Source organism: Streptomyces sp. NPDC096136 (assembly GCF_044763325.1).
Classification (GTDB): Bacteria; Actinomycetota; Actinomycetes; order Streptomycetales; family Streptomycetaceae; genus Streptomyces.
In genome coordinates this window covers 75,938-88,553 of the sequence record NZ_JBIWFZ010000018.1, presented here as the reverse complement: position 1 = coordinate 88,553, position 12,616 = coordinate 75,938, and the positions used below count along the sequence as shown (strand labels likewise).

The window sequence follows — 12,616 nt, the reverse complement described above, 5'->3', positions numbered from 1 at the left end:
CTCCGGCGGCATGCCGACGACGACCACGACCGAAACCGGTCCCGCTCCGGAGCCCGGGGCGGGAACCGTCGCGGAGCTCATCGCGCGCCAGTGGGGCGACCACCGGCCCGGGCTGAAGCACGGCGCGGAGGGCGGCCCCGGCGCCGCCCGGACGCCGGCCGCCGTCCTCAGCCGCCACCGGACCGCCCAGCAGTCCGCCGCCCGCGCCGCGCTCCTCGTCGACCTCCTGCCGCCGGGGGCCGAGCCGCACGTGGGGGTGCTGCTCGACAACACCCCCGAGTTCCCCTTCTGGCTCGGTGCGGCGGCCCTCGCCGGGGCCGCCGTCGCCGGGATCAACCCCACCCGGCGCGGCCCCGAGCTGGCCCGCGACATCCTGCACACCGACTGCCGCCTCCTGGTCACCGAGCCCTCCCACCTCCCCCTCCTGCGCGGCCTCGACCTGCCCGGCGTACGGATCCTGGTGACCGGCACCGAGGAGTACGGGGCCCTGCTCGCCCCCTACGCCGCGGCCCGGCCCGGCGAGGCCCGCGTACGCCCCGGCGGACCCGGCCCGGACACCCGGCTGCTCCTCTACTTCACCTCCGGCTCCACCGGCGCCCCCAAGGCCGCCATCTGCAGCCAGGGCCGCCTCGCCGCAGCCGGCCACTCCCTCGCCCGCCACTTCCGCGTCACCCCCGACGACGTCCACTACATCTGCATGCCGCTCTTCCACGGCAACGCCGTCATGGCCTGCTGGCTGCCCGCCCTCGCCGCCGACGCCCCCGTCGCCCTGCGCCGCCGCTTCTCCGCCTCCGCGTTCCTGGACGACGTACGGAGCTACGGCGCCACCTACTTCACCTACGTCGGCCGGGCCGTCCAGTACCTCCTCGCCACCGACCCCCGCCCCGACGACCGCGAGCACCCCCTGCGCCTCGGCTTCGGCACCGAGGCCGGGGCCGTGGACGCGGCCCGCTTCGAGGAGCGGTTCGGCGCCCGCCTGGTCGAGGGGTACGGGGCCACCGAGGGCGGCGCCTCCGTCCAGCGCACCCCCGACACCCCGCAGGGCGCCCTCGGCCGGGCCGGAGCGGGTGACGACCTGGCCGTCGTCGACCCGCAGACGGGCCGCGAATGCCCTCCGGCCGTCCTCGACGCGCGGGGCCGCCTGTGCAACGGCGAGGAGGCCATAGGGGAGCTGGTCAACCGGGGCCGCAGCCGCTTCGAGGGCTACTGGCGCAACCCCGGGGCCGAAGCCGCCCGTACCCGCCGGGGCTCCTCCGGGACGGGGCCCGGGGAGGGCTGGTACTGGACCGGCGACCTGTTCTTCCGCGACCCGGACGGCTTCCTCTACTTCGCGGGCCGCACGGACGACCGGCTGCGCGTCGACAGCGAGAACCTGGCCGCCGCGATGATCGAGAACATCCTGGCCCGCTGGGAGGCGGCGGCCGCCGTCGCGGTGTACGCCGTCCCGGACGAGGCGGCGGGGGACCAGGTGATGGCCGCCGTGGCCCTGCGCGAGGGCGCGTCCTTCGCCCCGGAGGACTTCGCCGCCTTCCTCGCCGCGCAGCCGGACCTGGGGACGAAGATGGCCCCGCGCTACGTCCGGATCCTCGACGCCCTGCCCGTCACGGCGACGAACAAGGTCCACCGGGCCGCCCTGCGCCGGACCGGCTTCCTCCCGCGCCCGGCGCCGGGCGGCGCCCCGGCCCCCGGGCCCGTCTGGCACCGCGTCGGCGGGGCCTACCGCCCGCTCGACGGGCCGGCCCTGGACGCGCTGCTGTCGGCGTACGAGGCCCACGGCCGCCGGGATCTGCTGGAGGGCTGAGCGGAACCGGAGCGGGCGCGGAGCCCTCTTCACCGGGGAGGGGGGTTCCCATGACGACCACACCACCCGCCGCGCCGTCGCCCGCGAAGGCCTGGGCGGCAGCGGCGGCCCTGCTCCTGAGCCTCGCCCTGGCGGCGTGCGGCGCGCACGTGGCGGGCCGGGCGGCCCCGCCCTCCCCCCTCCCGGCCTCCTCCACCTGCGGCCCGGGCGCCGCGGACCTCCCGACGGAGGAGCGGACCGGCAGCACTCCCGAACCCCCGACCGAGGACGAGACCGCCCCCGCCCCCCAACCCCCGACGGACGAGGACCCGGGCACCCCCCAACCCCCGACGGACGAGGACCGGGGCACCCCCCAACCCCCCACGGACGAGGACCACGGCGCCCCCGGCCCGCCCACCGACGGCGGCGCCGGTGCCGCGCGCCCCTGCCCGGTCGTGGACGGCTGGTACGACATGACCCGCGAGTTCGAGGCCTACTACGCCCGCCACCGCACCGCCGCGGACCGCCTCATGCCGCCCGGCAGCGTCAGGGAGGTGCGGGTCCGCAGGACCGGGGGGACCTCGCAGGCGCGGGTCGCCTTCACCACCGGCTCCGTCGGAAAGGGCCTCGGCGAGGACGCCCGCCGGGTCGCCGGGGTCTTCGCGGACTGGCGCCACGACGTCTACGGGGACACCGGCACGGTCCGGGTTCGCGGCGCCGACGGCGACGGGGCCGCGGACCTCTCCTGGTGACCGGGCGGACCTGGTTTGGAGCACCCCTCGGGACCAGGTAGTATTTTCTCTGTCAGCAAGCGCCGCTAGCTCAGTTGGTTAGAGCAGCTGACTCTTAATCAGCGGGTCCGGGGTTCGAGTCCCTGGCGGCGCACCTGATCTTCAGGCGGTTACCGGTTCACCGGTAACCGCCTGAAGTGCTTTCCGGGCCCTGCCGACGGGGTCCGGCCCCCTGTGATCCGCCCCTCGCTCAGAGCGTGAGCGACAGCAGCAGCGGGGCGGCCTTGCGGTTCAGCGCGTCGGCGGCGGCGCGCAGCCGGTGCGCGTGTTCGACGGGCATGGACAGGGCCAGGCAGCCCACGGCCGCCCCGGCCGTGATCGGGACCGCCGCGCAGACGGTGCCCACGGCGTACTCCTGGAGGTCCAGCACGGGCACGGTGGCCGGCTGGCTGTCCAGCTTCGAGAACAGGATCCGCTCGTTCACGATCGTCTTCGACGTCAGCCGGGCGATCTTGTGCCGGGACAGGTGGTCGCGCCGCCCGTTCTGGTCGAGCTGGGTGAGCAGGCACTTGCCGACCGCGCTGGCGTGCGCCGCGGACCGGAAGTCGACCCACTCGTGCACCTTGGGCGTGCGCGGGCTGTCCGCGAACTGGGTGATCCGGACCTCGCCGTCCACGTAGCGGCTGATGTAGACGGCCGCGCCGACCGAGTCGCGCAGCCGGTCGAGGGTGTCCTGGAGCTTCTCCTGGAGGGCCTGCTGCCGGTCGTTGCCGGACCCGAGCAGGACGAGGGAGTCCCCTATGGCGTAGGCGCCGTCGGAGACCTGGAGCACGTACCCCTCCCGGCGCAGCATGAGCAGCATCGGGGTGAGATGGACCGCGGGCAGGCCGGTCTCACGCGCGATCTGCACGTCGGTCACACCGCCGGTGTGCCGCGAGATCGTTTCGAGTACGCGCAGGGCGTACTGCACCGAGTGGAACGGCGCGGTCGGCTCGGGCTTCAGCGCCACGGTTTCCCCCTACCAGGTTGTTACCGCTTGCTCTACCACGATAGCCATCAAGAGGCCCACGTGGAGCGTCTGTTGAGGAGATTGATGGCTTAATCAGACCCGTCTGGCTGGGCCTATCCGTCTGGCATATGCCACCGGCATGCACCTGCCCTGGTCTGCCGGGAATGCCCGGCGGCCGGTCGCCGTTCCCCTTCTCCGTACGGGCGCCCCCTGGGGCGTGCGAGGCGGACGGAACGGGAGTGACGACGATGAGCGACGCGGAGGCCACGGGCGCCGGGAGCGCGGGATCCGGGGGCGCGGAACCCGATACGACCGGAAGCGGAGCCACACCTGCGGGCGCGGCGCGCGCCGGCGCGAGCGGAGCCGCCGTGTCGGCCGCCGGTGCGCCGGGGGCCGCCGGGGCCGACCCCGTCCGCGGGACCGCCCGGGGCACGGCGCCGGTCCCGCTGTCCGTCCTCGACCTGGTCACCGTCGGCGCCGGCAGCACCGCCGGCGCCTCCCTGCGCACCAGCGTGGGGATATCCCGGCTCGCGGAGTCCCGCGGCTACCACCGGCACTGGGTCGCCGAGCACCACTCCATGCCCGGGGTCGCCAGCTCCTCCCCGGCGGTGATCCTGGCCCACCTCGCCGCCCACACCTCCCGCATCCGCCTGGGCTCGGGCGGGGTCATGCTGCCCAACCACGCCCCGCTGGCCGTGGCGGAGCAGTTCGGCACGCTGGAGGCCCTCGCCCCCGGCCGGGTCGACCTCGGGCTCGGCCGGGCGCCGGGCTCCGACCCCCGGACGGCCGCCGCGCTGCGCGGGCCCGGACGGCTGGACGAGGCGGCGGACGAGTTCCCCCGGCGGCTCGCGGAGCTGACCCGCTTCCTCGACGACGACTTCCCCGACGGGCACCCGTACGCCCGCGTGCACGCCGTGCCCGGCCCGGTGCAGGGCCCCGCCGCCCGGCCCCCGATCTGGCTCCTCGGCTCCTCCGGCTTCAGCGCCCGCCTCGCGGGGGAGCTGGGCCTGCCGTTCGCGTACGCCCACCACTTCTCCGCCGCGGGCACCCTGCCCGCCCTCGACCTCTACCGCCAGAGCTTCCGCCCCTCGGCCGTGCTGGACGCCCCGTACGCCCTCATCGGGGTCTCGGCGCTCGCCGCCGACACCGCGGCGCAGGCCCGGGCGCAGGTGCTCACCGGAGCGCTGTCGATGCTCCGGCTGCGCAGCGGCCGGCCCGGGCTGGTGCCGACGCCCGAGGAGGCGGCCGCGTACGCCTTCTCGCCGCTGGAGCGGGAGTTCGTGGACGGCTGGCTCGCGAACGTCGTCCACGGCACCCCCGACGAGGTCCGGTCCGGACTCGACGCGCTGGTGGCGCGGACGGGCGCGGACGAGCTGATGCTGACCGCCAACGCGCACGGCGGGGACGCCCGGCTGCGGTCGTACGGCCTCGTCGCAGACGCGTACGGCATGCCCGCGGCCGGCTAGTCCCGGCCTCGATTCCGACAGGACCCGGGAGAACGGGGTTTGGCTGGTTTGTTGCCGAAACCTTGCCGGGGCATGGCCTAAGGGATCCTTAAACCGCTCGTCACCCGGGGTGGCGGGCGGTTTTCGTTGCGCCTCCAGGGCTCTGACGAGGGAGTTTGCCGACTCAGTGGTCTAGTCCTTCTTTGGTCCAAACCATTGACTGGGGTGCGCCGTGATCGCTATCACTTCTCTCACCCGAAGCTGATGCCCTCCCCTCCCACCCCCCGGAGGCAGTTCATGCACATCCGTAAACCCCTCGTCGCGGCCGCCGCCACGGCCGCGCTGGCAGCAGGGGCGCTGGCCGCCTTCGCGGGAATCGGCACCGCCCAGGCCGCCGGCGCCGCCGCCTCCGCGGGCACCGCCGCCGGCGGCGTGCGGATCGCCTACTACGACCAGTGGAGCGTGTACGGCAACGCGTTCTACCCCAAGCACCTGGACACCCGGGGCATCGCGGGCAAGCTCGACGTCATCAACTACTCCTTCGGCAACATCCACCCCACCGACCTCACCTGCTTCGAGGCGAACAAGGCGGCGGGCGACGACAACAACCCCAACGCCGGTGACGGGGCGGGCGACTCGTACGCCGACTACCAGAAGTCCTTCAGCGCGGCCGACAGCGTCAGCGGGGTCGCCGACAAGTGGGACCAGCCGATCGTGGGCGTCTTCAACCAGTTCAAGCAGCTGAAGGCGAAGTACCCCAACCTGAAGATCAACATATCGATCGGCGGCTGGACGTACTCGAAGTACTTCAGCGACGCGGCGAAGACCGACGCCTCGCGCAAGAAGTTCGTGTCCTCCTGCATCGACCAGTACATCAAGGGCAACCTGCCCAAGGCGGACGGCTACGGCGGCCCCGGCACGGCCGCCGGGATCTTCGACGGCATCGACATCGACTGGGAGTACCCGGGCTCCGCCGGAGGCCACCTCGGCAACCGCTACGCCCCCGAGGACAAGCAGAACTTCACGCTGCTGCTCAAGGAGTTCCGCGACCAGCTCGACGCCTACGGCCAGGCCGACGGCGGCAAGAAGTACCTGCTGACCGCGGCCCTCCCGGCCGGCCAGGACAAGATCAAGTACATCGAGACGGACAAGATCGGTTCGTACCTCGACTACGCGAACATCATGACGTACGACATGCACGGCGCCTGGGACGGCGACGGGCCGACGTACCACCAGTCCCCGCTGCTGAACTCGGCCGCCGACCCGACCGACCCGATCGCCCCGGGCACCCAGAAGTACGGCATCAAGAACGCCATCGACTCCTGGCTCGACGGCAACCCTGCCTACGGCATCGCGGGCGGCTTCCCCGCCGGCAAGCTGACCCTGGGCTACGAGTTCTACTACCGCGGCTGGAAGGGCGTGCCCGCCGGCACCACCAACGGCCTCGCCCAGACCGCCACCGGCCCCTCCGGCGCCCGCCCCACGTCCCAGCAGGCCGGCATCGCCAACTACAAGGAGCTCGGCGGCATCGTCGACAACCCGGCGACCACCTTCTGGGACGACCAGGCCAAGGCCTCGTACTTCTACAAGGACGGCGAGTTCTTCACCGGCCTGGACCAGAAGTCCATCCAGGCCCGGGTCGACTACGGCAGGAGCCGCGGCCTGGCCGGCGCGATGATGTACTCCCTGCTCGGCCTGGACGACAAGACCACCCTGCTGAACCAGATCAACGACGCCCTCGGCGGCGCCACGACGCCCCCCACCACCCCGCCGACGACGCCGCCCACCACGCCCCCGACCACGCCCCCGACCACTCCGCCCACCACGCCGCCGACGACGCCCCCGAGCACCGGCTGCGGCAGCACCCCGGCGTACGTCGCGGGCCAGGTCTACACCGCCGGCAACGAGGTCGCCCACAACGGCCGGAAGTGGAGGGCCCAGTGGTGGACCCAGAACGAGGTGCCCGGCACCACCGGTGAATGGGGCGTCTGGAAGGACCTCGGCGCCTGCTGATCTCCCCCCACCCGGCGCCGAGCGCCGACCGCCCCCGTGCCTCCCGCGAGGCCGGGGGCGGCCGTGCGCCCGGAGCCCCGCCCCCGCCGCCCCCGGACGCCACCGCCCGCGACCCGGGAGCCCGCGGACCCGGGAGCCCCGCGGACCCGGGAGCCCCGCGGACCTCAGCGCCGGCGCACGCCCGGGCGGGCGCTGATCATCTCCGCGATCCGTTCGGGGGCCACCGCGCGCGAGTACAGCCAGCCCTGACCGGTGTCGCACCCGACCCGCCGCAGCCGGGCCGCCTGCCCGGCGGTCTCCACGCACTCGGCGGTCACCGTCAGCCCGAGCCGGTGCGCGAGCTGGACCAGGGCCTCCACGATGGTCTCGTCGGCCGGGTTCGGATGCGCGCCGTCGTCGTAGCGGAAGCCGCGCACGAAGGAGCCGTCCAGCTTCAGCACCGACACCGGCAGCCGCGACAGGTAGGCCAGGTTGGAGTACCCGGTGCCGAAGTCGTCGATGGCGATCCGCACCCCCATGTCGCTGAGCGCCTGGAGGGCCTGGAGGGGCCGACCCGCCGAACCCATCACCGCCGACTCCGTCAGCTCCAGCTGGAGCAGCTGCGGGGCCAGCCCGGTCTCGGCGAGGATCTCCGCGACGTCGCCCACCAGGTCCGAGTCCCACACCTGGCGCACCGCCACGTTCACCGACACGAACACCGGCGCGTCGCTGGGCTGCTCGATCTGCCAGCGCCGCGCCTGCCGGCAGGCCGTGCGCAGCACCCACTGGCCCAACTGCACGATCGAGCCGTCCTCTTCGGCGATGCCGATGAACCGATTCGGCGTCAGCGTGCCGAACTGCGGGTGGTTCCAGCGCACCAGCGCCTCGACCCCGCGCACCACGCTGCTCTCCAGGTCCACCAGCGGCTGGTACTCCAGCGCGAACTCCCCCCGCTCCACCGCCGGGCGCAGCGAGCTCGACAGGGCCTGGCGGGTCATCCGGTGCGCGTTGCGCTCCGGGTCGAAGAGGGTCCAGCGGGCCTTGCCGTCCGCCTTCGCCCAGTACAGGGTCGTGTCCGCCGCCTGCATCAGGCCCGTCGCCGAGGTCCCGGCCGCGTCCCGCTCGACCACGCCGATCGACGCGGACACCGACAGCCGCTGCCCGGCCAGGTCGAAGGGCTCCTGCACGGCGGCCAGCACGCTGCGCGCCAGGTCCACGAGCTGCTCGGTGCCGGTGGAGTCCTCGACCAGCAGCGCGAACTCGTCGCCGCCGAGCCGGGCGACGAGGTGGCCGCCCGAGCGCCCGTACCCGGACTGGTCGGCGCAGTGGGTCAGCCGGGCCGCCACGGCGGTCAGCAGCCGGTCGCCGACCCGGTGGCCCAGGGTGTCGTTGACGGCCTTGAACCCGTCGAGGTCCAGGTAGCACAGGCCGATCCGGCCGGTTCCGCCGCTGCCGTACGCGGAGCCCTCCAGGGCCGCCGAGAGCCGCTCGAAGAACAGCGCCCGGTTGGGCAGCCGGGTCACGGGGTCGTGCATCTGGAGGTGGCGCAGGCGGGCCTGGAGGTCGCGCCGGTCGCTGATGTCGGCGACCGACAGCAGGACGTCCGGGGTGCCGGGCACCGGGCCCAGGGTGACCTCGGTCCATAGCGAGTGCCCGTCGGGGTGCTTGAGGCGGCGGGTGCAGCGCAGCCGGGCCTGCCGGCCGCGCAGCACTTCCTGGTAGGCCTGCCAGGTCCGGGCCTCCGCCGCGAGGTCCACCAGGTCGGCGGCGCACTGCCCGGCCAGTTCGTGGGGCTCGCCGCCCAGCAGGGAGGCGAGGGCCCGGTTGGCGGCGATGACGTCGCCGTCGCGGTCGACGACGGCCATGGCGAGGTGGGCCGCGTCGAAGGCGGCGCGGTAGTCGCGGGGTTCGCCCGCTCCGGCGGCGCCGCCGATCACCGCGGCGGCCCTGGCGTCGGTCCCGTCGGGGTCGGCGCTCCCGGGGGTGGGCCTCGGCCTCGGCGGCGGCGCCGACATGCCCGGCACGGCCGGCACCGCTTGGTGACGCTCCGTAAGGGCCGGTCGGATGCTGTCGGCCGCCGAACCGGTTCCCTCTGAGCTTCCGTTCACCGTTGGCTCCCGCAGTGTTCGTGAGTGTCGGTGCAGGAAAGTGTGCCGATCATAGAGGCTGACGGAGGCCCTATCCAGCGGCGTCGCCGTGTGGGGCACGGGTCGTCGCCGTGCTGACGCCCCGTCGGCCCCTCGCTGACGCCGTGTCGGCCGCCGCGGCGTGACGGATTCCGCACGGCTGTGAGCGCACTGTGCCATGGTCTGATCCTGGGTGATCGATAGTGACGTTCTGTAGGCAAGGGCGCTCGGCCCCGGGGTCACCGAATTGTCGTAGCGCTCACTCGTGTGGGGCAGGGGAATCGTGCATAAGTAAGACAATCGCCTCAAGGTGGATGGAACAAGACGAATCCACTACCGGAGGTCGATGTGCCGCGACAGCTGACACCCGGGGGAGTGGACCGCTCCCGCATGCGAAGTACGGCGGCCATCCTCACCTCGATGACGGCGCTCGCCGCCATGTCGCTCGTCACGGGACCCGCCGTGGCCGCCGGACCCGCCACCGGCGGACCCTGCGCGCTGACCCGCACGGCCGCGCACCACTCCCTCGGACTGGACACCTGGAACCGGGCCTACCCCAAGCCGGAGCGCACGCTCCACGCGGTGATGGTCTTCCTCTCCTTCCCCGACCACCGGACGGCCGTCACCCCCGAGGAGCTGGCCGCCGATTACTTCCCGGCCACCAGCGACTTCTTCGAACGGGCCTCCTACGGCCGCTTCCGGCTGGTCCCGCACCCGCAGCGGCAGTGGATCAGGATGCCCAGGCCGTCGACCGCCTACGGGATACGGCGCGACTGGGCCCCGGACGCCCGGGCCGCCTACCTGCGGGACGCGGTCGCCGCCGCCGACCCGCTGGTGGACTTCAGCGCGTACGACATCGTGTACTTCGTCGCCGACCCCAACGCCCCCGGGGTGGACTCCGACGCCACCAAGGTCGTCAACTTCGACCGCCCCCTGCGGGCCGACGGCACCGACCTGCGGCGGATCGTCACCGTCTTCGAGCGGCACCCGCCGGACCGCAACGTGCTGGCGCACGAGACCGGGCACGTCTTCGACCTGCCCGACCTCTACCACCGCCCGACGGACGGCAAGGGCGACTGGGACACGTACGTCGGCGACTGGGACGTCATGGGCAGCCAGTTCGGCATGGCCCCGGACCTGTTCGGCTGGCAGAAGTGGAAGCTGGGCTGGCTGGACGCCTCCCAGGTCGACTGCGTGCGCTCCGGGACCTCCCTGCACACCCTCCAGCCGCTCTCGCAGCCCCTGAAGCCCGGTGCCACCGGCGGCACCCGGCTCGCCGTGATCCGCACGGGCCCCGGCAGCGCGATCGCGGTCGAGGCGCGGAGCTCCGCCGGCAACGATGGGGACACCTGCACGGAGGGGGTCCTGGTCTACCGGGTCCGCAACGAGGCGGCTTCGGGCGGCGGCCCGATCGAGGTGCTGGACGGCCATCCGCGCAGCGAGGCCTGCTGGGACCGCTCGGTGTACCCGCCGCTCGCCGACGCCCCGCTGGAGGTCGGGGAGACGTTCACCGTGCCGGGGGAGCGGATCACCATCGAGGTCGCGGACCGGACGCTGTCGGGCGCCTACACGGTGAAGATCACGACGTGACGGCGCACCCGGCGTGACAGCACGAAGAAGGCCCCCACTCTGATGAGTGGGGGCCTTCTCCCGTCTGTGCGCCGCCAGGGACTCGAACCCCGGACCCGCTGATTAAGAGTCAGCTGCTCTAACCAACTGAGCTAGCGGCGCTTGCTGACGAGGTAGACACTAGCATCCGAATCCGCCGAACCAGAAATCGATACCGGGGCCGGACCCCTCGCGGCGTGCAGGAACGCCCACAGGAGGCAGTCCGGACCGGGCAGCCAGGGGAGTCGGGCGTCCGGCGCGACCAGCCACCGGGAGGGGCCGGGACCGGGCCGCAGCGGGGGCACGGTGACGGCGTCGCCGTGGCCGTGGCAGAGGGGCGCCGGGGCCGGGGCGGCGGGGCCCCACTCCTCCCAGGCGAGCAGGGCGGGGAGCCGCTGGGCGGTGCCGGGGGTGGCGAAGAGCAGCATCCGTCCCCGGTGCACGGCGGCGGGCCCGGAGCCGGGCCCCCGCTCCCAGAGCAGGTCGAGCATGCGCCGGCCGAGGACGAGCGGAACGTTGACGACGTCGAAGGCGGTCCCGCAGGGCAGCACGGCGTGCGCGTCGGGCCGCCCCTCCCAGACGGCCAGGGTGCTCCCCGGATGCGCGGAGGCGGAGGCCAGCCAGGCGGCTCCCTGCGGGGTGACCTGGGTGGCGGGCGCGGTGCGCGCGTCGATGCCGTCGAGGGCGGGGCAGTGGGCGGCCGTCGTCAGGATCGTCATATGCCAATGTCTACCGCCCGTAGTGTGTCGGTTCCCACGAGTTACCGGAAACCGGGACGGGGGCGGGTCGGCTGCGCTATCGTGCGCGCCGCACGCGCCGGGGGCGGCCGGTGGGGCGGGGCCCGGCCCGCCCCCACCGGGTCAGGCCTCCGGGGGCGTGCCGCGCTGGAGGTCCTCGCCGAACTCGATCATGCGGCGCGCGTAGTCCTCGGTCCACTCCGCCGCCTCGGCGATCGCGGACGGCGGGAGGCGGTCGAAGCGGCGGGGGTCGGCCAGCTGGGCCGCCGCCAGGGCCTGGAACTCCTCGGCCCGGTTCTGTGCGGCCCGGAACGCCAGCGTCAGTTCGGTGGCGCGCGCCAGCAGCTCCCGCGGGTCCTCGATCGACTCCAGGTCGAAGAAGTGCTCCGGGTCCGCGACGGCCTCCGAGGGCTCGAAGAGCAGCGGTGCGGGCCGCTGCCTCCGCCCGGTCCGCTCGGGCTCTGCCATGCGTGTCCTCCTGCGCTTGCGAATTCCTCCGGGCCACCCTCCATTGTCCAGCGTCACGCAAGGGCGCCGGGCGTCACGCCGATGCGGGCTCCTTCACCAGGGCCGCGATGTCGTCGAGGACGCCCGTCACCTCGGCCTCCAGTCCCTCCGGGGCCTGGAGGCCCTCGGCGCCGACCAGGCCGAGGATGCCGGGCACCGCCACCGAGCGGGCGGCCGGCACCAGGCCGACCTGGGTGAGCACCGGCAGCAGCATCTCGGCGGCCGGGGCGCCGCCGCTGCCGCCCGCGCTGTAGCTGACCAGGCCGACCGGCTTGCCCTGCCACTCGGCGTAGAGGAAGTCGACGGCGTTCTTGAACGGGGCGGTGAAGCCGCCGTTGTACATCGGCAGGACGAACACGAACGCGTCGGCGGAGTCGACGACCGCGCTCCAGTCGCGGGTGTGCTGGTGGGCGTAGTTGCCGCTGGAGGGGAACTCCGGCTCGTCCAGGAAGGGCAGCGCGATCTCCGCGAGGTCCACCGGGGTGACCTCGAAGGCGCCGTGTTCGCGGGCGAGGTCGGCCACCCACCGGGCGAGGGGGCGGCCGGCGGAGGTGGGGCGGTTGGCGGCGGAGACGACGAGCAGGCGGGTCATGGTGCGAACTCCCTCGGAGCGCTGGTGTGATGTGCGGGACAGCCTCGTGATTGACGTGCCGCGCGGGGAAGCCGGCGGTGCGTGATGTG

10 protein-coding genes and 2 tRNA genes are annotated in these 12,616 nt (G+C 73.8%); 6 read left to right on the top strand and 6 right to left on the bottom strand.

All coding sequences use genetic code 11. From position 1 onward, the window contains the following. The first annotated feature begins 10 nt into the window (after nucleotides 1–10). The 3 genes from ACIRBY_RS29400 (at nucleotide 11) to ACIRBY_RS29390 (ending at nucleotide 2,665) form a co-directional block, all read left to right on the top strand. A complete protein-coding gene (locus ACIRBY_RS29400; RefSeq protein ID WP_403906092.1) occupies nucleotides 11–1,801 on the top strand; it encodes an AMP-binding protein in 1,791 nt (596 codons plus the stop codon). A gap of 50 nt (nucleotides 1,802–1,851) precedes the next feature. After that, on the top strand, nucleotides 1,852–2,532 hold the full coding sequence (locus ACIRBY_RS29395; RefSeq protein WP_403906089.1) for a hypothetical protein: 681 nt from the start codon (nucleotides 1,852–1,854) through the stop codon (nucleotides 2,530–2,532). A gap of 59 nt (nucleotides 2,533–2,591) precedes the next feature. Further along, nucleotides 2,592–2,665 (top strand) — tRNA-Lys (locus ACIRBY_RS29390). Between the two features lie 96 nt (nucleotides 2,666–2,761). On the opposite strand, the gene ACIRBY_RS29385 is transcribed toward ACIRBY_RS29390, so the two are convergent. Beyond that, nucleotides 2,762–3,520 carry an IclR family transcriptional regulator C-terminal domain-containing protein gene (locus tag ACIRBY_RS29385; protein WP_366452146.1) on the bottom strand — a complete coding sequence of 253 codons (759 nt, stop codon included), beginning with the start codon at nucleotides 3,518–3,520 and terminating at the stop codon, nucleotides 2,762–2,764. Nucleotides 3,521–3,768: 248 nt separating this feature from the next. Between ACIRBY_RS29385 and ACIRBY_RS29380 the strand changes: the two genes are divergently transcribed. Both ACIRBY_RS29380 and ACIRBY_RS29375 read left to right on the top strand, forming a co-directional pair. Then, nucleotides 3,769–4,986: an LLM class flavin-dependent oxidoreductase gene (locus ACIRBY_RS29380; RefSeq protein WP_403906086.1), complete on the top strand. Its 1,218-nt coding sequence runs from the start codon at nucleotides 3,769–3,771 to the stop codon at nucleotides 4,984–4,986. Between the two features lie 276 nt (nucleotides 4,987–5,262). After that, nucleotides 5,263–6,978, top strand: coding sequence for a glycosyl hydrolase family 18 protein (locus ACIRBY_RS29375; protein WP_403906083.1), 1,716 nt, complete (start codon nucleotides 5,263–5,265; stop codon nucleotides 6,976–6,978). Nucleotides 6,979–7,142: 164 nt separating this feature from the next. Here ACIRBY_RS29375 and ACIRBY_RS29370 read toward each other — a convergent pair whose 3' ends face one another. Beyond that, entirely contained in the window at nucleotides 7,143–8,972 is a 1,830-nt protein-coding gene (locus ACIRBY_RS29370) for a putative bifunctional diguanylate cyclase/phosphodiesterase (protein ID WP_403906275.1), read from the bottom strand. A 501-nt stretch (nucleotides 8,973–9,473) separates the two neighbouring features. Here ACIRBY_RS29370 and ACIRBY_RS29365 point away from each other — a divergent pair. Then, nucleotides 9,474–10,673, top strand: a complete 1,200-nt coding sequence (locus ACIRBY_RS29365; protein WP_403906081.1) for a M6 family metalloprotease domain-containing protein — start codon at nucleotides 9,474–9,476, stop codon at nucleotides 10,671–10,673. Between the two features lie 67 nt (nucleotides 10,674–10,740). Here the strand turns inward: ACIRBY_RS29365 and ACIRBY_RS29360 are convergent. The 4 genes from ACIRBY_RS29360 to ACIRBY_RS29345 all read right to left on the bottom strand — a co-directional run bounded on the left by ACIRBY_RS29360 (nucleotide 10,741) and on the right by ACIRBY_RS29345 (nucleotide 12,527). Then, a tRNA-Lys gene (locus ACIRBY_RS29360) sits at nucleotides 10,741–10,814 on the bottom strand. Further along, entirely contained in the window at nucleotides 10,805–11,410 is a 606-nt protein-coding gene (locus tag ACIRBY_RS29355) for a bifunctional DNA primase/polymerase (RefSeq protein ID WP_403906078.1), read from the bottom strand. The genes ACIRBY_RS29360 and ACIRBY_RS29355 overlap by 10 nt, the downstream gene beginning before the upstream one ends. A 141-nt stretch (nucleotides 11,411–11,551) precedes the next feature. Next, nucleotides 11,552–11,896, bottom strand: coding sequence for a hypothetical protein (locus ACIRBY_RS29350; protein WP_403906076.1), 345 nt, complete (start codon nucleotides 11,894–11,896; stop codon nucleotides 11,552–11,554). 73 nt (nucleotides 11,897–11,969) lie between these two features. Then, nucleotides 11,970–12,527 (bottom strand): NADPH-dependent FMN reductase, encoded by a 558-nt coding sequence (locus ACIRBY_RS29345; protein WP_403906075.1) that lies wholly within the window; start codon nucleotides 12,525–12,527, stop codon nucleotides 11,970–11,972. Nucleotides 12,528–12,616 lie beyond the last annotated feature (89 nt).